This is a genomic window from Hoeflea sp. YIM 152468 (assembly GCF_029210485.1).
Taxonomy (GTDB): Bacteria; Pseudomonadota; Alphaproteobacteria; order Rhizobiales; family Rhizobiaceae; genus Hoeflea.
In genome coordinates, this window is the sequence record NZ_JARGET010000028.1 from 1 (window position 1) to 18626 (window position 18626).

Here is an 18626-nt window from a genome sequence, read left to right on the forward strand (position 1 = left end):
CGCAGGGCGGTATTGACTACACCCCGACCGCTTCGATCGGCGCTGTGGCCACGGATGGTGTCAGCTATGACCGCGCCGGCAATGATGGCTCACCGCGCTTCCAGTAAGCCTGGCACCTCATCAATGAAAACTGGCGGGGCGCCCGGGATTGACCGGCGCCCCGCCTGCATCGTCTGACTGCCGTCTCCCGGAGCGAGAAATTCCGCGGAAACCGGCATTCACCCCGACCGGGAGGAGGGAAATCATGACCAGGTCAAAATCCACCTTTCTGCCAGCAGCCCTTGCCACATTGATGCTTTCGACGGCTCCGCTTCCGGCCTTCGCCGCAAGCTGGCTGCGGCTCGGCACGGTGACCAGCCGCCCTTACGGACATGTCGATTACTGTTCACGGCAAGCGGCGGACTGCACCGTCAGGAAGACCCATCGACAGCTGCCGCCTGCGCGGCTTGCGGTCCTCACTCGGATCAACAGCGCCGTCAACCGTGCCATCGCGCCGGTTTCCGACGCGCAGCAATATGGCCGGTACGAGGTGTGGAAGGTGAGCGCCACAGCCGGCGACTGTGAAGACTATGCGCTTGCAAAACGGGCGCAGTTGCTGCGCAAGGGGTTTTATCCCGAAGACCTGTTGCTGACCATGGCCCACACCGGACAGGAGCATCACACTGTGCTTGTGGTGCGAACCCGGATGGGCGATTTCGTGCTCGACAATCTGACCGAGGCGGTCTTGCCTGTATCCGCGAGCCGGCTCGAATTCATCAAGATCCAGTCACCTGAGCACGGTGGAAACTGGCTCCGGGTAACCGGCAAGACCGGAACGGCACCGACCCTGCCGGCCGGCTGATCCTTGCAGGCTGGCGCCCGGCGCGTGATGGAACCGGGCCGATGGTGACTAGGTTGCCGCTTCAGCCTCTCCGGCTGGCGGCTCGCCCGGACATGGATTGAGATGCCCAGACGCAGAGCAGTCTGCAGCTGCGGCAGCGCCGGCAAGGCTGAACCCTGCTGGCTGCGCTGGCAGTCGTCCTGCTTTCATCCCAGCACCGCAAGCGCGGCGAACCGTTGTCTCAGCCTTGTATCCGATGCAGGGCTGGGGCAAGTTCGCTCTCTTGCGCAGCCGGTGCACGTCAGCCGGCGTTTGCGCGCCGCTTGCTCCGGGCCGGCGGCAAGTTGAGGGGACTGGAATGAACAGTATGGAAAACCGCACCGTCGATGAGCTCGAACCCGGCGACAGGGCCGAAATCGACAGGGTGCTGACGCGCAAGGATTTCGCCCTGTTTGAGGCAGCCCTGGCGGGGACCGGGCCGGCGGGATGCGAGCCCGAGGCCGGTGACGGGGCGGATCCTGAGCAAGGCATTGGTCACGGCATCTGGGCGGGGCCGCTGATTTCGACGCTGCTGGCGACGCAATTGCCGGGACCGGGCAGTGTGCCTCTGGGTCAAACGCTTGTCTTCCATCGCCCGGTCAGGATCGGTGACACGGTCACGGTGCAGGTCCGCGTTACGGCTGTCGACAAGCAGACCGGCCGCGTGGAGCTCGACTGTGCCTGCCTCAACGCCGCCGGCGTGACGGTGGTCTCGGGGACGGCCCAGGTGCTGGCATCGCGCGAGAAGATCAAGCGGCCGCTGGCGCGGATGCCGAGCTCGTGGCTCAAGGCGCCCGGCGTGCGTTTCGGCGAACTGGTGGAGCGGGCGAGATCGCTTGAGCCGCTCATCACCGCTGTCGTCCATCCTTGCGATGCGCTCAGTCTCGGCGGTGCCATCGCGGCGCGCGACGAGGGCATGATCGTGCCGGTGCTGGTCGGTCCGCGGGCAAAGATCGAAGCGGCTGCGGAAAAGGCCGGGGTTGACGTGGGCGGGCTCGACATTGTCGATGCGCCGCACAGCCATGCCGCCGCCGAGATTGCCGTGGGGCTGGTGCATCACAAGCGCGCCGGCGCCTTGATGAAGGGCGCGCTGCACACGGACGAGCTTTTGGCCGCGGTGCTCGACAAGAGTGCGGGGTTGCGCACCGAACGACGGCTGAGCCATGTCTTCGCGCTCGATCTGCCGGGTCAGAACCGCACCCTGTTCGTCACCGACGCGGCGATCAACATTTCGCCCGATCTCGCCGCGCTCAGCGACATTGTCCAGAACGCCATTGATCTGACCATTGCGCTGGGGGTGGACACACCTTTGGTGGCGCTGCTGTCGGCGGTCGAGACGGTGACCGGAAAACTGCCCTCGACGCTGATGGCGGCGGCGATCTGCAAGATGCATGACCGTGGCCAGATTGTCGGCGGCAAGGTCGATGGGCCGCTGGCCTTCGACAATGCGATCTCGCCCGCCGCGGTGGCTGCCAAGGGGCTTGTCTCCGATGTGGCGGGCTATGCCGACATTCTGGTGACGCCGACGCTCGAGAGCGGCAACATGATTGCCAAACAACTGATCCATCTGGCCGGCGCTTCGTCGGCCGGCATTGCGCTGGGCGGCAGGGTGCCGATCATGCTGACCAGCCGGTCCGACAGCATCGACGCGCGGATTGTCTCGGCAGCGCTGGCGAAAGTGTTTTATCACTGGCGCAGGCAACGGCCGCTGGGCTTGCCGGGCTAGCGCGGTTGGTTCGCACCCGGGCGTCTGGCGCCGGGTCGGCGAAGGCGCGGTTCATCTGCAAAACTGCCGGATTTACCCGGCAAGATGGCAGCAAAGGGCGGATCAGCTCTTGTGTGCCGGTCAAAAATGGTGCCGGTATTGATAGCAATCTGGAGGAGGACATCTCAGTGTTTCATGGCAAGGTGCTGGTCGCGCAAGGGGGCGGACCGACGGCGGTTATCAATCAATCGATGGTGGGCGCGGTGCTGGAATCGCGCAAATTCCGCAAGGTCGAGTTGATCTACGGCGCCGTTCACGGTGTGCGCGGCATTCTCGACGAGGATTTTTACGATCTGACCCAGGAGACCACCCACAATCTGGAGATGGTCGCCAACACGCCGTCCTCGGCGCTGGGCTCGACGCGCGACAAGCCGGACCTGAAATACTGCCAGGAAATCTTCAAGGTGCTCAGGGCGCACCAGATCGGCTATTTCTTCTACACCGGCGGCAATGATTCCTCGGACACGGTCCGGATCGTCAATGACGAGGCGCGCAAGGCCGATTACAATCTGCGCTGCATCCACATCCCCAAAACCATCGACAATGATCTGGTCGAGAACGACCATACGCCGGGCTTTCCGTCGGCGGCGCGCTATGTGGCGCAGGCGTTCATGGGCATCAACCTCGACAATGCGGCGCTTCCCGGCGTCTATATCGGCGTGGTCATGGGCCGCCATGCCGGCTTTCTCACCGCGGCTTCAGCGCTGGGCAAGAAATTTTCCGATGACGGGCCGCATCTGATCTACATGCCCGAGCGAAGCTTCGACATCGATAAATTCCTCAGCGACGTCAAGCAGGTCCATGACCGGCTCGGGCGCTGTGTCGTTGCCGTCAGCGAAGGCATTCATGACGGGTCCGGCCAGCCGATCATCGCCACGCTGGCCAAGGAGGTGGAACGCGACGCGCATGGCAATGTGCAATTGTCGGGCAGCGGTGCGCTGGCCGATCTTTTGACCCAGAAGGTCAAGCAGGAACTCAAGATCACCCGGGTGCGGGGCGATACGCTCGGCTACATCCAGCGCAGTTTTGTCGGCTGCGTGTCCGATGTCGACCAGAACGAGGCCCGCGAAGTGGGCGAGAAGGCGGTGCAATACGGCATGTTCGGCGATCGCGACGGATCGGTGGCGATCAAGCGCACCGGCCATTACTCGGTCGATTACGAGCTGGTGCCGCTGGAACTGGTCGCCGGCAAGACCCGAACCATGCCCGACGATTTCATCTCGGCGTGCGGTCACGACGTGACCGACGCGTTCCGAATGTATCTGCGCCCGCTCTTGGGTTCCGGCATGCCGGATGCGTATCGGCTCAGGCCGAACATGGTGCCGAAGATCCTGGCGAAGGGATGAGGCGGTGGCCAAGTTGTTTCACCACTAACGGCTGATGGGGTTTCTAGTGTACGGGGGCTGAGAGGGCGGGAACCGGGAGCGCGAATTCGCTGCGCTTTGATAAACGTTTGAAATCGAGGCGAGAGGGGACTGTCTGCTTGCGGAGCAAGTTTGCGGTAAGGTGGACTGTGGGTAAATGACCCAACAATCGTCAACTAAAGTTGCCCAAGGCCTATAAAAGGTGTGTTGAGTTCTGTCTCGCGGGCATCAAAAGCCGCTTTCGAATAAAAACCTTGGTCGCTAAGCAACGTAAGGTTGGGGTCAAGGCAGTATTCGCGTATCGTGCCACTCCAAACGGCAATTTGATGATAAACACTCTGTGAAATGGATCGTGGCAATTTGCCGCTGAAATATTGCTTTTGGGGGATTCTCGCAATGAATGAGATTGGTAACGGGGATGACGTATTGGCGGCGCTGGGAGCAGCTGTTGAAAAGCGGCCACAGACCACGATCTGGAGCGAATTGAACGCTTGGGGCAAGTCCATTGCTGACTGGCAGCGCTACATAATCTCCCATGCCGTGCGAGACGGTACGCTTTCCGATGACCGCATTGAGGAAGCCTATCGATTGTTTCTTCGGGACAGAAAACTTGATAGCGGTGATGAAGAGCTGCCGGATGTACCTAGCTCGGTCACCGGTCGCGTTGCGGCGGAGGGAACGCCCCTCACGCTAAGAACCATAAATTCGCTCAAGAATGTTAATGCCATTCCTGAATTTTCGCGCGTGACCTTCGGCCCTCAGCTAACGGTAATATATGGGCACAACGGCGCTGGAAAAAGTGGCTTTGCACGCATCCTCTCATCCGCTTGTTTCAGCCGCTCCAGTCCTCAAATTATTCGCAACATCTACGATGATGATGCGCCCAACGTGCCAGCAACCGCCCAGTTCGAAATTGATCGTGGTAACGGGTCTGACGAGGAAATAAACTTTACCGATGGAGACGAGAATGACGATCTCAAACGGGTAAGCGTCTTCGATTCCTCGGTCGCCAGGATTCACTTGGCCAAAGAGAACGAGTTGGGCTTCCAGCCCGCAGGCTTCGACGTATTTGATGAAGCCATCCGTGTCATATCCCTTATCACTCAGAAGCTGGAGGCAGACATCAATGCGAAGACGCGGTTGAATAAGTTCGACCAGCTTTTCGCCGACCCCGGACCAGTTGCTACAAAGATTGCTTCGTTGAATGCGAAGTCGGACATTGCAGAACTTAAATTGCTCGCAACCTTCGGCGAAGCCGAAAAAGAACGATTAGATGAGTTGGCGAGGCAGGAACAGGAGCTTATTGCCAAATCTCCTGTTGAAACGCTCAGAGCCCTTGCTACCGCAAAGACCGATATTGAGACTCTGCAGAAGAAGGTTGGAGAGCTCGCTTCTACCCTCGGCAACGCGGCATGCGACAAAGCACGCCAACTCCTCGATGGCCATAGAGCCGCACTGTTGGAAGCCGTACAGGCCGGAAGTGCTACGGTCTCCCATCCCCAGTTGTGTCAGACCGGCTCAACTGACTGGGACAATTTCGTGCTCGCAAGCCGAAAGTTGGGGCACGCTGAGGCAGTTACCTATCCAGCGGACGGCGACCCCTGTTTGCTGTGCCATCGTCCTTTAGATGCCCCGTCCGCTACACTGATTAGCCGCATGTGGGGTTATCTTGACCATAAAGCTAGAAAGGCAGCCGTCGTGGCTGATGAGGAACTCAATCGCTATGTGACTCAACTCAAGGCGCTCGATTGTGCATTGCTGCCTGGTGAGAGCCGCATTCGCGCTGATCTTTCAAAGATGGATCCGGCGTTAGTTGCCGAAGTTGACGCTGCCTCTGTGACTTTTGACGATCGGCGCAAGGCGCTAGTTGCCGCGCTTGAACAAGGTGCGGTCGGCTCCCTCCCTGAAGGCGACCTTGTGGCACAAGAGGAAACCCTTGCAAAAGCGTTGGAGAATATTCGTTTGCAGGATGTTGCGCTCCGTGGTGGTAAATTTGATGAAATCCTTGCCAAGCTTAAGGTAGAACACATTGCGCTTCGGCAGAAACAGGTGCTGAGCAAGAACATTGATGACGTAGTTGCTTTCGTTGAAGACATGGCCTGGACAGAGAAGGCTGGTGCCTCTCGTCCAAAAACCCGCTTCGTCACGGATTGCCAAAAGGCTATTTTCGAGAAGTTGATTGAAGGCAACTACAAAGACCGGCTTAAGGACGAGTGCGTCAAGCTGGATTGCTCACTGCCAATTGAGTTCAAAGCGCGGGGGAGCGCAGGGAAGACCCTTCGCGGTCTTAAAGCCAAGGGGGGGCACAAGCCAGATGACATTTTCAGTGAGGGGGAACAGCGGGCGCTTTCACTAGCGGATTTCCTAACAGAAGTGAATCTAAATCCCACCAGTGCCGCCATCGTTCTCGATGATCCAGTTACATCGCTCGACCATCAGCGAAAGCGACTAATTGCTAAAAGACTTGCAGAGGAAGCATCTGTGCGACAAGTCATTGTCTTTACGCATGACCTTGTATTCCTCACGCTGCTCTCTGACAAAGCCGAGGCTGCTGGTTGCGAAGTCATGAGTCACTGGGTACAGCGCTTGGAAGGTGTCCCTGGGTGTGTGAAAATCGAAGACACGCCAGCTAATGGTAGGATCTATCGCAAGACCACCAAGGCGAAGGAGTTTCTGCAACAGGCTAAGCAAGCCACTGGCGGTAATCGGGTTGACTTTGTTCGGAGTGGTGCAGGGGCACTCCGCCGCACGATCGAAGAAGTGGTTATACTTTACCTGTTCAAAGATACAGTGCGTCGATGGGATGAACAGGTTAGGTTGGGCGCATTGATCAAAATCAGTTGGTCCAACGACTTAGCGGACGAGATTGTAGCTTTGCAAGACGATACCTCCAGGCTTTTGGAAGGCCACTCCAATTCGGATGAATTCGCTGGTGAAGTACCTGAGGTAGAAGATCTGGAGAGATTGATCGCCCGCGTGGACGATGTGATTAACATAGCCAAAGCTGAACGTAGCTGAGATTGTAGAGGCAGCTGTTGGGAAATTGCAGTTAACTGCTGAACGACCGAAACAAGGACGCAAGGTCACTATTTGGCGATATCGCCACAAACGCCAGCTAAGCGCTCCGAACTCCCCCTCAACTCCACTTACCGCATCAGCAGCACCGGCGCCTTGCAGCTTCTGAGCATTTCCGTCGTGGTCGAGCCGAGGACGAAGCTGCGGATTCTCGAGTGGCCGTAGGCGCCCATGGCGACGAGGCAGGAGCCGCAGTCCTCGACGCGCTGGCCCAGCACTTCGTCGGGATGCCCGGACACAATCGTGGTGTCTACGCTCAGGCCGGCGCCGGCGAGGATCGATCCGGCGTCTTCAAGGGCCTTCTCGGTGTCGCGGTTGCGGCTGCCGACGGTCACCAGATCGATCTTGAGGCCGGCAAACAGCGGGTTCTGGGCGACATGATCGACAACCCGGCGGCTTGACGCGGCGCCGTCATAGGCGATGAGCACGGTGTCGATCGGCTTGAAGGCGCGCGAGGCGACAAAGACCGGCTTGTGGCTGGCGCGGATGAAGCGTTCGAGATGGGCGCCGAGTCTCAAGCTGGCGAAATCGGCTTCCTCGCCGCGTTTTCCCACCATGATCATGCTGGCGGGGCCTTCCTGCGCGATCACCGTCTCGACGATCTCGCCCTGGCGGAGATGGGCGCCGGCGACCTTCTGGCCGGCAGATTCGATGATGGCGCGGGCGTCATCGAGAATGGCGCGGCCCTTTTGCTGCAACAGGCGCGCGCGCTGCTCGTCAAGGTCCGACAGCTCTTTCAACAGCGCCGTGCGGGCGCCAAGGGCAATGGAGCCCGACAGGTCGGAGCGTCCGGCGCCGGGCTGGCGGTCGAGCACATGCAGCAGATCGACCGCGGCGTTCATCCGGTCTGCGACCCAGACTGCGTGGTCGCAGACGCTTTTCGAATAGGTGGACCCGTCAACCAGGGCCAAAAGGATGTTGCTCATGATCTGATCCTCCTCAATGCGCTGTCAGTTGATCCATTGCGCCTGGCTTGTCGTGAATGGCAAGCCGGTCAACAATGGTTTCAGATGCTTCATTCATGCCGATGATCTCCACCGTGGCGCCATCGCGGCGGAACTTGAGCACCGCCATGTCCAGCGCCGCAACGCTGGAAATATCCCAGATATGGGCGCGCGAGACGTCGATGATGACGGTTTCGAGCAGTTCGCGGAAGTCGAAGCTCTGCATGAAATCATCGGCGGAGGCGAAGAACAGCTGGCCTTCGACGATGTAGGTCCGGGTCCGGCCGTCGTCGGACAGGATGGAGCGGACGCCGAAGAGCTGCGAGATCTTCCAGGCGAAGAACAGCCCCGACAGCAGCACGCCGACCAGAACGCCGATGGCCAGATTGTGGGTGAAGACGACAAACAGCACGGTCGCCAGCATCACCACCGAGGAGGAGCGCGGATGGCTGCGCAGGTTCTTGATCGAGGACCAGGAGAAGGTGCCGATCGAGACCATGATCATGATCGCCACCAGCGCTGCCATCGGGATTTCCGCCACCCAGTCGCCCAGCACAACGATGAAGAACAACAGCATGACGCCGGCCATGAAGGTGGAAAGCCGTCCGCGGCCGCCGGATTTGATGTTGATGATCGACTGGCCGATCATGGCGCAGCCGGCCATGCCGCCGATGAAGCCGGTGGCGGTGTTGGCGATGCCCTGGCCAATGCATTCCTGGTTGCGGTTCGAGGTGGTGTCGGTCAGATCATCGACGATGGTCTGGGTCATCAGCGATTCGAGCAGGCCCACGGCTGCGACCGCCACTGAATAGGGCAGGATGATCCACAGGGTTTCCAGCGTCAGCGGGATGTCGGGGATGAGGAAGATCGGCAACGTATCGGGCAGCGCGCCCATGTCGCCAACGGTGCGCAGATCGAAACCGAAGAACAGGGTGACGGCGGTGAGCACGATGATGGTGACCAGCGGCGAGGGAACCGCCTTGGTGATCAGCGGAAACAGGTAGATGATCCCCAGTCCCGCTGCGACCATGACGTAGGTGAGCCAGGGCACGCCGATGAGTTCGGGCAATTGCGCGATGAAGATCAGGATCGCCAGGGCATTGACGAAACCGGTCATCACCGATTTCGACACGAAACGCATGACGTAACCAAGCTTGGCCAGACCGGCGGCAACCTGGATCAGACCGGCCAGCACGGTGGCGGCGAGCAGATATTCAAGCCCGTGTTCCTTGACCAGCGTGACCATCAGAACCGCGGTTGCAGCCGTCGCCGCCGAGATCATGCCCGGACGTCCGCCGACGATGGCGGTGATGACGGCAATCGAGAACGAGGCATAGAGGCCGACCTTGGGGTCGACACCGGCGATGATCGAGAAGGCGATGGCTTCGGGGATCAGCGCCAGCGCGACGACGAGACCCGACAGAATGTCGCCGCGGATGTTGCTGGTCCATTGCGAGGTGTAGCTGGTGAGTGAAATCATGGAGAGTCGGCTTCCTGTCCGCTGAAAGGATGGTTCGATGATGCGAAGCCCGCACTTAACGCCTGCCTGCGGAGCGCATAGGCGGCCCGCAGTCAAGCTGCCTGAAGAGGACTGTCCGCATCGAGATTACCGCTTCGATACAGGGATTGGCCGCCAATGCCAAGTACAGCCAGTTCGCAGGTGCAAAAAACCGGCTTGCCAGAGGACATCAGGCGGTCAATTGATGGATCGTGACCTCGGGACAGACCGATTGCGCGATGTCGCAGAGATGGCGGTGATGCGTGAGGTAGATCACCTGTCCGGTGCCGGCCATGCCGGAGAACAGACGGAATGTCTCCTCGGCGCGGAAATCATCGAAGGTTTCCATGATGTCGTCGGCGATGAACGGCACGGTTTGCCGGGTTTCGGCGAATTCATGAAAGCCTGCGACCCGCAAGGCCAGATAGAGCTGGAACCGCGCCCCCTTGGACATTTCGGCTGCCTGTTTGGAGGAGCCGTCATTCTGTGTCGCGATCAGCAGCTCGCGTCCCTTGTCGGGCATCGAGGCAAGGCCGGTGTAGCGCCCGCGGCTGATGGTGCGCACCGCGTCGGAGGCGCGCGCCATCATCGAGGAGCGGTGGCGTTCGCGGTAGAGGGTGAGCGCCTGTTCCATGGCAATGATGCCGGCAGACAGCCGCAGATAGCGCTCGGCGCCATCGGCAATGGCCAGGAGAACGGTGCGGCGCTGCTGCTCGATGCGGGCGACGGCATCATCGCCGCCGACGGCGTTGAGGGCGTCGACGGCGCGGGTCTTGGCGGCAAACTGCTGCTGGATCTCGAGGTCGAGCGTTTCCAGCGAGGTCTCGAGCGCCTGCTTTTCCGTGCCGAGCTGGTCGGCGTCCGCAGCCTCGATCTCGGCCCGGGCTGCGGCAAGCGACCCGACGCCGAGCGCTTCCCGGATTTCGATCCCGATGGCCTCGATCCGGGCGGCGAGCTGCTTGCGCTCCAGCGCCTGTTCGACGTGAAGGGCGGCCTCGGTCAGGGTCTCGGCGCCCACCGCCTCAAGCATCTGCGCCTTCTTGCCGGCATGCACATCGCTGTCTTCGACGTGCTGGCGTTGCCTGGCCTGGGCCTCTTCGATCTGGCGTGCCAGCTCGTCGTGGCGCGTGCGGGCCTGTTCGGCTGCGGCGAGGCGCTCGGCAAGCTGGCGTGCCAGGCCCGCGGGCAAAGGGTCACCGGCTTCAAGTCCGGCGTCGATGGCGGTGGCGCGAAGGGCTGCGAGATAGTCGGCCTGGTCGCGCTCCATCTTGGCAACACGGTCGGCAAGGCCGGCGCGATCATGCAGCGCGGTCGCAAGATCGCCCAATAGCGGCAGCGCCTCGCGCAGTTCCGCAGCGGTCGGGGCATGTGGGCCGTCGCCGAGCCAGCAACCGCTGCAGGCCTGTTTCCATGCCAGCAGCCAGGCCTGGGATTCCGCCTCGGCGCTCCGCAGATCGAGTTCACGGCGGCGGAGCAGACGCCGCTGTTCGTTGAGAGCCTGGCGATGGGCCTCAAGCCGGGTCTCGCGGGTCACAAGGGTCTGGGCGCGGCTGAGGAGATCGGCAAGGTCCGCGTTGTCGGGGGTGTCAGGGTCTAGCGGCGCAAGTGCCGCGAGCAGCCGGGTCCGCGCGGTTTGCCGGTCCTCATCGGCGATCTCGAGGTCGCGCTGCAGCCGGCGAAGCTCGCGGGCGGCCTCCAGCGCCATGTCCCGGCGATGAAGCCAGCCTTCAAGCGCGTCGGGCGTCATGTCGGCGGGAAGATCGGGAGACAGGGCCGACAGCACGCCGCTGATCTCGGCCTGCAGCCCGGTCCGGGCGGTTTCGATATCGAGTTTGCGGGCGGTGGCGTCTTCCAGTTCGGCCCTGGCGATGGCAATCTGCACGGTGATCTCGCCGAGTTTGGCGGCCTCAGCCTGATGGGCGGCCCGGGTGTCGGCAGCGGCATCATAGGCCTGCATCGCAGCTTCGAAATCTGTGGCTGTCTCTGCATCCAGCCGGGCCCTGTGCTTGTGCCAGGCTTGATCGCGGCTTGTGCGCAGGGCTGCGGCATCAGCCGCGGACACCAGAGCCTGCGAATGTGCAACGGCATCAGCTTCGGCTTGGTGGCGCTTGATCGCGCGGCTGCTGCGCCCGACCTCTTCGGCGACGCCGGCCTGGTTGCGGGCAATGTCTTCGGTCCGGTTCTTCAGTTTCTGGATCACCTCGGGCGACGGGATCCGGAGCGCCTGCAATTGGTCGGCATCGCCGGTCCAGGGCGCCAGGGTGCTCAGAAGCTGATCGGCTTTTTCTCCGGCTGGCACCAGCGCGCGAAGCGCAGCCTGCCGCCGGACACCGTGGTCGTCATTGCGCAGGCTGGCGAGGGTCTCGTTCAAGGCCGCAATCTGGTCCTGGCGCTGGTCTGGCAGAGCTTCACCACCACCGCCGGCCGTGCCCAACCGGGCTTGCGCCTCGTCACGACTGGCTTGCGCGTCCGCAGCTTCCTTTTTCGCCGCCGCCAGGCGGATATCAAGGCTTGCACGGGCGTCGACGAGATCGCGCAGGGTTGCGGTTCTGGCGGTGGTCAGCAGCAGGCGGCTCGCGTCGGGCTCGCCGGGGCGGCCGAGGCGAAGCAGCAATTGCTCGATGCCCCCGTCTATGCGGGTCAGCGCAGCGCGGCGTTCCGGCAGATCTTCCCTTGCCGCGTCATGGCGGGTGCGCAACCGGTCGAGCTCGGCCAGATGGCCGCGCAGCGCCAGTATCGCGTCGTCGATAGGGATTGTCTGCTGTTCCGCGGTCAGACGTTCGATTTCTGCGCTCAACGCACTGTCGCGGGCTTGCAGCGCCGCGTCATCATCGCGCAGCCGGGCAATTTGGGCGCGCCATTCGGGCGCCACGTCGGGCACGTCGAGACAGGCTGCAAGCTGGTCCTGCAGCCGGTCGCATTCGGCCAATCGCGGCCGGGCAGCGAACAAGCGGTTGATTGCGCCAAGCCGCGCGGTGACGGTTCGGCGCTCTGCGCTGGTTGCGGCATGGCTGGCGCTGGCCTCGTCAAGCGCCCTGGTCAGCCGGGCGTAATCGCTGGCCAGGGTGTCGATCCGGTCGCGTTCGGCCTTCAGGGCCGCAAGCTCGGATTTCAGGTCGGCCAGCCGCCCCGAGCGGGCCCGGTATTTGTAGAACTCCTCGGCCTCGCTGCGGATGCCGGCAAGGCGCTGCGACAGCTCTCCAAGCCCGGCGCTGGCGGAAAACAGCAATTCGCCAAGATCGCCCCGGCTGGCCAATATGCTTTCGCCACCCTGTTCAAGCGTTTCGTCATCGAGCGAGAACATCGTCTTGTAGCTGTCGCGGTCGAGCCCGCCGAGGCCTGCCAGAAGAGCGGCCTCGGAGATCGGCTGATCGCGGCCATCGAGCAGGCTGTTCTGCGTCCGCTTGATGCGGGCGAATTCCCGCACCTCGCCTCCGATGTCGATCGCCGCACCAATGCGCATGGTCGGATAGGGATGCAGGAAATTGTAGCTGCTCTGAACACCGATGCCGAACAAAAGGTCGAGCCAGGCATTGAACAGGGTGGATTTGCCGGCTTCATTGGGACCGTAGACGATGTGCAGATCTGCGCCGTCCTTCGGTGCAGACCCGAAGTCGATGACGTGGTCGGTGAACTTGCCGTAGCGGGTCAGGTCGAGACGGTTGAGGCGCATCAGGCGGTGTCGCTCCCGTGTCCCGACTGCAACCGGGCCAGCACGTCTTGCGCGCCTTCGCGGGCGAGCCTCATGCGGCTCTGCAGGCTCTGTTCCTCATCGGTGCCAAACAGATTTCGAAGGTCAGGCGGCAGTTGCGACAGCAGATTGTCCGAGATCCCCGAAAGCGCCGCCCCGTATGCCTCCGAGCCCAGGATTGTGGTGTCGATCAATGCCGTCAGTTCGTGCAGCGGATCGTTGGCCGGCTTGCCTGCCAAGTGCGGCGGTTCGGCGTGGATCTCGAGTTTCTCGACCCACAGGGAACCGATCCGGGCGGCGCGTTGCTCGGCCTCCGCCATCAGCAGATCGGCATCACGGCGCATCCGCCAGGCCAGGGATGTCTCGCCGGAAACGCCAAGCCGCACGACCAGTTCGGCCGCGGCCGAACCGCTGCGGGAGCTGGTCAGCGCACTGCTTATACGCTCGGCCAGTTGGTTCCATTGGGTCAGTCCGGTGGCGTCGATGGTCACGCGGGTGAATTCGGCAAGAGCGGTGTGCCGTTCCTCGAGGTTGACTGTTCCGTGATCATCGATTGTGACCAGCGTGACCGATTTCGGACCGTCCTCGTTGATGTCGCGGCCCTGCGGCATGCCGGGCATGACGATGGTGGTGGGTCCGGAGAGGACTGTGCGCTTGTGAATGTGGCCGAGCGCCCAGTAGGTGTAACCTGTGGCCTGCAAGTCTGAAGGGCTGCAGGGCGCGTAGGGATCGTGCCCCGGTGCGCCACCAAGGCTGGTGTGCATCATGCCGATGTTGATCGCGTCGGGGACGGCGGGCCTGTATTTCGGCAGCAGGCTGTCGGGCGCTGCGGGATTGGCAAAGCTGAGCCCATGGATGGCCACCGGCTTTTCGCCCGGCGCCCGGTCGATCAGCACATGGTCGGGTCTTCCGCCAAACAGTTTGACCAGATCCGGCAGCACCAGTTCCTTGCTGACCCTGGACAGCGCATCATGATTGCCGCGGATGATGAAGGTGCGGATCTCCGCGCTGGCCAGGCGGCCAAGCTCGTCTGCCAGAAACCGTGCGGTCTTCATCGAGGTCTGATCGCCATCATAGAGATCGCCGGCGATCAGCAGCGCGTCCACCTGCTCGGCGATGCACAGATCGACAATCGCACTGAACGCAGCCCGGGTCGCGGCGCCAATCAGGCCGGCCAGGTCGGGGTTGCGCAGGGCCAGCGATTTCAGCGGGGAATCGAGGTGGATGTCAGCGGTGTGGATAAAACGGAAAGCCGCGATCGAAATGTCCTCCGGCATGTTCCATGCGGTTCAGGGTGTCGTGGTAGAGCCGTAGCACAGGGCATCGCCACTGATACAGGATGTTGATCACATTACAGCGGATCCATGGTGTTTCAATCGATCCTGCCGGATCGAGGGCCAGGGCGTGCACGAGCAGACCTTATCGGGGCTGCTTGCCGGTCTTGCCGGTGATCTTGAGCCAGTGCCCGCCATGGTCGGGCGACTGGATCTTGCGGAAGCTCATACGCGCAGACTGGACCGGCTGAACCTCATTTTCGAGATTGTCGAGCACATAGTCGCCATCCCGGGTTCTGACCACCAGCACCGTATGGGCCTCGCCACGGGCGTATCCCATGGTCAGCAGCAAATGCGACGCATTGAAGCCCTTGCGCATCAGCTTGGCCCGTTTGGCGAGAGCGAAATCCTCGCAATCGCCTGATCTGGCTTTCGACGTCCAGAATTCCTTGCGGCCAAAAGCAATTTTGTCCGATGTGGGCTTGATTGACCGGTTCACAGACTGGTTGACGCTGCTCAGCACGGTCAGCCGCGCGGACTGAAGTTTGGAGTTGGCGCGGCGGCTGCGACAGTCGAACGGCTTGCGGGTGCAATATTCGACATGGCCATAGGGCCGAGTGGTCTGCTTGCCGGTTTTCAACCACGTGGACGCATGAGATGGCGTCAGAAGCGACAGCCAGAGCGCCAAAGCGACCAGCAGGAATAAAGGCGTACTCATTGTTTGTGGAGCTCCCTGTGTGCCAGTTGCTTGAAGGGCCAGCGGCTTCAGCTTACGCGCATAAGAAGCGATATTCTTATGATAGGCAAGCCCCGGCTGGGAAGGCGGGGTCCAGGCAGCGGGCGTGGTTTGCCCTGGATTTTCCAAACCCCAAACCAGATGGTCGCCCACAAAATAGGCGGTGATTACAAAATAAGCAAAATAGTGGCGCGTTTAAGACCGTTGCCTGGCTTTGCTGCGCGAACGCTGCCAAACACCGCGCCGATGATGACGCCGCCATGCAAAAGCGCCCATTTGTCACCAAAGCGATCGGCAAGAATTGTAAAGCCGATGAGGTTGCTCCTGATGCCAGGAGCATCGATTTGCGCAATCAGGCATTGACCTCTGTGAAGACACAGGCAAATATTCAGATAAATCTATATGGGAGACTATGCATGGCACCGCTTGATCTGACGCGACGGACTCTCTTGCAAGCAGGTGTGGCTTCGGCGGCCACGATGCTGCTGCCGATGGGGATCATCAAGGCCAACGCTCTTGCGATCGGCGATGCGGTTCTGACCAGCGTCAGCGACGGCAATCTGGTTCTGCCACTCGATTTTTCCTACCCGGATGTGTCGCAGGACGAGCTCAAGGCGCTGCTTGAAGCCAACGGGCTGCCCACAGATGGTCTGTTGCCCGATTGCAATGTGCCGATTCTGAAATCCGGCGACCGGACGATCATCTTCGACGTCGGTTCCGGCGCCAACTTCATGCCGTCGGCCGGCAGGCTGCTCGACAACATGGACGCGGCAGGTTTCGATCCGGCCGAGATTACCGATGTGGTCTTCACCCATTGCCATCCGGATCACCTTTGGGGTCTGATCGACGATTTCGACGAGATCGTGTTTCCCAATGCGCGCTTTCACATGGGCCGGGCGGAGTGGGAGTTCTGGCGTGACCCGGGGACTGTCGATGCGATGCCGGAAGCCCGCAAGACCTTTGCCGTGGGGGCGCAGAACCGTCTTGTCTATCTCGAAGACATGATCAATCTGTTCGAACCGGGCGCGGAAGTGCTGCCGGGCGTCGAAGCGGTCGATACGGCAGGGCATACGCCAGGCCACATGTCGTTCATGCTGCATGGTGGATCCGACCCGGTGCTCATCGCCGGCGATGCGGTCACCCATTTCGCCATCTCGTTCACGCATCCGGCCTGGCCGACCGGCTCGGATCAGGACACGGAGATGGGCATCGCCACACGGCTCAGGCTGCTTGACCGGCTCGCTGCCGACAAGGCGGTGCTTGCCGCCTATCATCTGCCCAAGCCCGGCGAAGGCAGGGTCGAGCGGGACGGAACCGCTTATCGCTTTGTGGCGGAGGGGTGAGCCTTCGGCGCCCGCCAGTCGGCGAGAAAGCCGAAGGCGTTGCCTTCCATCAACAGGCCCAGGCCCATGCGGGCGCCTGCCGCAATCGAGATCATCACGATCGGGGCGGAAATCGCCATTACGGAAAAGGCGCTGACGCCCTGACCGATGGTGCAGCCGAGCGCGAACACACCGCCGGTTCCCATCAGGAAGGCGCCGAGCAGATGGCGGCTGAGTTCCCTTGCATCGTCGCAGGCCTCCCAGCGCATGTCGTCGGAGCGGAAGGCCGAGATCGAGGCGCCCAGAAACACGCCGACGATCAGCCCGACGCCATAATCGGGCAGTTCGCCGGTGACGGTGATGATCTGCAGGATGGTGTCGCCGACCGGCATGACAAAGGAGCCGGCCTCGATCTGAACCGGGTGCAGGGCGTGGGCTGCGTAAAGACCGGTGATGACCCAGCCCGCGGCAATGCACAGGCCGATGACGAGGCCTGCGATCAGCCGGTTGCGGTCGGCGCGGAAGCTTGCGGATTTGAACACCCACCACAGTCCCGCCGCGCCAATCAGCAGCGCCAGCGGCACTTGCAGATTCAGTCCGGTGGCGCGTGTCAGCAGCGCGCCGGCCGACTGGCCACCGAAACCGCTCAGATCCAGCGCCAGCGGATCAAGCAGCTCTGTGCGAATATAGCCGGTGACGCCGCGCTGAGCGGCAAGGGCTGCCAGCCCGAGGCCGGTGAGCACCACCAGCGCGCGCAGATTGCCGCCGCCAAGCCGCACCAGCGCGCCAAAGCCGCAGGTGCCGACAAGCGCCATGCCAAGCCCGAACATCAGCCCGCCGATGATGGCGCCGGCAATCGGCAGCGGTTCGGTGATGTAGAAGGAGCGGTCCAGATCGGCAAAACCGGCGGCGGCGAGCAGTTGCGTGGCGATCAGCGCGGTAAAGGCTGCCAGGGCCCAGGCCCGCAATGGCCGGTCGTCACCGGCATACCAGTGGCGTTCCAGGGCGGCCATGGTGCAGAAATGACTCTTGCGGGCGGCAAATCCGATGATTGCGCCGACCAGACAGCCCGATAGCGCCAATATCCATCCCGAATCAAACATGGTGGCCGTCTCCTCCGTCCGCCGGAGAGAGCTCCGGGGCGATATTCAGCTTATGGACCGGTTCTGATCAATGCAAGCAGGGTTGCTGTCAGGCCTTGCCCTCGGCTGGAACACAAAGCAGCGTGTAGAGCGAAGCGACAATGGCAGAGACGTCGGTGCTGGCGATCGAATAATGGATCACACGGCCTTCGCGGCGGGCACTGACGAGGTGGTCCAGACGCAGCCGGGCCAATTGCTGCGACACCGCGGCCTGCGGCAGTTCCAAGAGGTCTTCGAGTTCGGAGACGGATTTTTCGCTTTCCGACAGCAGCCACAGGATCAGCAATCTGGTTTCATGCGACAGCGCCTTGAGAATGTCGCTTGCCTTGCGGGCGTGGCCGGCGAGGGCAACCAGATCCTGCCCGTTGAAATCCTGTCCTTGCGGCGGAGCGGCGCTCATGGTTCCAGCTTTGCCAGCATGTCGTCCACCAGCGCCCAGAAGAACTGATCGCCGGGATAGCCGCGCAGCCGGGCGATCTCCTGGCCCTGATCGACGAGGACAAATGTCGGCGTGAACCGTTCAATGGCAATGCCGGCCAGATCGGCGGGAAGCGGTTGGTGAATGTCGACCCGGCGCAAGGGCGCGCGGCGGCCTTGTTCGGTCTTCGGCCAGGCCGGGGCGATCTCTTCGTTGAAGCGCATGCACCAGACACAGCCGGGCTGTTCGAACATGATCATTTCCGCCGCCATGGCGGGCGCCGAGAGGCCGATGAACAGGGCGAGTGCGGTGGCGAAACCTGAGAGCATGGCACTGGTCCGTCCGTTAAAAATAGTCATTGCAATATATATTGGATTTTGCATATCTTGCAATCCTATTCTGGTCAGGCTGGAGCCTGGCGGGGGTAAGCGCTGTAACCAATCGGTATTGGTTTTGTGCAATTGACAGTTGGCGCGCGGAAGATGCAAGCACCAATGGCGTGCAGGCGAGCGGGGGCTTTCCCGCCGGGTGGTGGTGC

Annotated in this window: 13 protein-coding genes; 5 read left to right on the top strand and 8 right to left on the bottom strand. The window is 61.8% G+C overall.

The window, feature by feature from the left end:
• Nucleotides 1-244 precede the first annotated feature (244 nt).
• The 4 genes from PZ897_RS14630 (at nt 245) to PZ897_RS14645 (ending at nt 7006) form a co-directional block, all read left to right on the top strand.
• Nucleotides 245-841, top strand: coding sequence for a transglutaminase-like cysteine peptidase (locus PZ897_RS14630; RefSeq protein ID WP_275753242.1), 597 nt, complete (start codon nt 245-247; stop codon nt 839-841).
• A 337-nt stretch (nt 842-1178) separates the two neighbouring features.
• The gene (locus PZ897_RS14635) at nt 1179-2585 is read left to right on the top strand and encodes a bifunctional enoyl-CoA hydratase/phosphate acetyltransferase (RefSeq protein WP_275753243.1); all 1407 of its coding nucleotides are present in this window, start codon (nt 1179-1181) and stop codon (nt 2583-2585) included.
• Nucleotides 2586-2752: 167 nt separating this feature from the next.
• On the top strand, nt 2753-3970 hold the full coding sequence (locus PZ897_RS14640) for a 6-phosphofructokinase (protein ID WP_275753244.1): 1218 nt from the start codon (nt 2753-2755) through the stop codon (nt 3968-3970).
• A 363-nt stretch (nt 3971-4333) separates the two neighbouring features.
• Entirely contained in the window at nt 4334-7006 is a 2673-nt protein-coding gene (locus tag PZ897_RS14645) for an AAA family ATPase (protein WP_275753245.1), read from the top strand.
• A gap of 128 nt (nt 7007-7134) precedes the next feature.
• Here PZ897_RS14645 and PZ897_RS14650 read toward each other — a convergent pair whose 3' ends face one another.
• From PZ897_RS14650 to PZ897_RS14670, 5 genes are all read right to left on the bottom strand, one after another.
• Nucleotides 7135-7989 (bottom strand): universal stress protein, encoded by an 855-nt coding sequence (locus PZ897_RS14650; protein ID WP_275753246.1) that lies wholly within the window; start codon nt 7987-7989, stop codon nt 7135-7137.
• 13 nt (nt 7990-8002) lie between these two features.
• On the bottom strand, nt 8003-9487 hold the full coding sequence (locus tag PZ897_RS14655; RefSeq protein ID WP_275753247.1) for a SulP family inorganic anion transporter: 1485 nt from the start codon (nt 9485-9487) through the stop codon (nt 8003-8005).
• 208 nt (nt 9488-9695) lie between these two features.
• Nucleotides 9696-13178, bottom strand: coding sequence for an AAA family ATPase (locus PZ897_RS14660; RefSeq protein WP_275753248.1), 3483 nt, complete (start codon nt 13176-13178; stop codon nt 9696-9698).
• Nucleotides 13178-14473 carry a DNA repair exonuclease gene (locus PZ897_RS14665; protein ID WP_275753249.1) on the bottom strand — a complete coding sequence of 432 codons (1296 nt, stop codon included), beginning with the start codon at nt 14471-14473 and terminating at the stop codon, nt 13178-13180. Before PZ897_RS14665 ends, PZ897_RS14660 begins: the two co-directional genes overlap by 1 nt.
• Nucleotides 14474-14615: 142 nt before the next feature.
• Nucleotides 14616-15188 carry a transglutaminase-like cysteine peptidase gene (locus tag PZ897_RS14670; RefSeq protein ID WP_275753250.1) on the bottom strand — a complete coding sequence of 191 codons (573 nt, stop codon included), beginning with the start codon at nt 15186-15188 and terminating at the stop codon, nt 14616-14618.
• Between the two features lie 434 nt (nt 15189-15622).
• Between PZ897_RS14670 and PZ897_RS14675 the strand changes: the two genes are divergently transcribed.
• Nucleotides 15623-16549 (top strand): MBL fold metallo-hydrolase, encoded by a 927-nt coding sequence (locus PZ897_RS14675; protein WP_275753251.1) that lies wholly within the window; start codon nt 15623-15625, stop codon nt 16547-16549.
• On the opposite strand, the gene PZ897_RS14680 is transcribed toward PZ897_RS14675, so the two are convergent.
• From PZ897_RS14680 to PZ897_RS14690, 3 genes are all read right to left on the bottom strand, one after another.
• The gene (locus PZ897_RS14680) at nt 16525-17631 is read right to left on the bottom strand and encodes a YeeE/YedE family protein (protein ID WP_275753252.1); all 1107 of its coding nucleotides are present in this window, start codon (nt 17629-17631) and stop codon (nt 16525-16527) included. The genes PZ897_RS14675 and PZ897_RS14680 overlap by 25 nt on opposite strands.
• A gap of 88 nt (nt 17632-17719) precedes the next feature.
• Entirely contained in the window at nt 17720-18070 is a 351-nt protein-coding gene (locus tag PZ897_RS14685; RefSeq protein WP_275753253.1) for a metalloregulator ArsR/SmtB family transcription factor, read from the bottom strand.
• Nucleotides 18067-18417 (bottom strand): transcriptional regulator, encoded by a 351-nt coding sequence (locus PZ897_RS14690; RefSeq protein ID WP_275753254.1) that lies wholly within the window; start codon nt 18415-18417, stop codon nt 18067-18069. Before PZ897_RS14690 ends, PZ897_RS14685 begins: the two co-directional genes overlap by 4 nt.
• Between the last annotated feature and the right edge of the window lie 209 nt (nt 18418-18626).

Coding starts and splice junctions, on each gene's coding strand:
- PZ897_RS14665 (WP_275753249.1), bottom strand. CDS start 14,473: ATGCCGGAGGACATTTCGATCGCGGCTTTCCGTTTTATCCACACCGCT.
- PZ897_RS14630 (WP_275753242.1), top strand. CDS start 245: ATGACCAGGTCAAAATCCACCTTTCTGCCAGCAGCCCTTGCCACATTG.
- PZ897_RS14655 (WP_275753247.1), bottom strand. CDS start 9,487: ATGATTTCACTCACCAGCTACACCTCGCAATGGACCAGCAACATCCGC.
- PZ897_RS14690 (WP_275753254.1), bottom strand. CDS start 18,417: ATGCTCTCAGGTTTCGCCACCGCACTCGCCCTGTTCATCGGCCTCTCG.
- PZ897_RS14660 (WP_275753248.1), bottom strand. CDS start 13,178: ATGCGCCTCAACCGTCTCGACCTGACCCGCTACGGCAAGTTCACCGAC.
- PZ897_RS14645 (WP_275753245.1), top strand. CDS start 4,334: ATGGATCGTGGCAATTTGCCGCTGAAATATTGCTTTTGGGGGATTCTC.
- PZ897_RS14650 (WP_275753246.1), bottom strand. CDS start 7,989: ATGAGCAACATCCTTTTGGCCCTGGTTGACGGGTCCACCTATTCGAAA.
- PZ897_RS14680 (WP_275753252.1), bottom strand. CDS start 17,631: ATGTTTGATTCGGGATGGATATTGGCGCTATCGGGCTGTCTGGTCGGC.
- PZ897_RS14635 (WP_275753243.1), top strand. CDS start 1,179: ATGAACAGTATGGAAAACCGCACCGTCGATGAGCTCGAACCCGGCGAC.
- PZ897_RS14685 (WP_275753253.1), bottom strand. CDS start 18,070: ATGAGCGCCGCTCCGCCGCAAGGACAGGATTTCAACGGGCAGGATCTG.
- PZ897_RS14670 (WP_275753250.1), bottom strand. CDS start 15,188: ATGAGTACGCCTTTATTCCTGCTGGTCGCTTTGGCGCTCTGGCTGTCG.
- PZ897_RS14675 (WP_275753251.1), top strand. CDS start 15,623: ATGGCACCGCTTGATCTGACGCGACGGACTCTCTTGCAAGCAGGTGTG.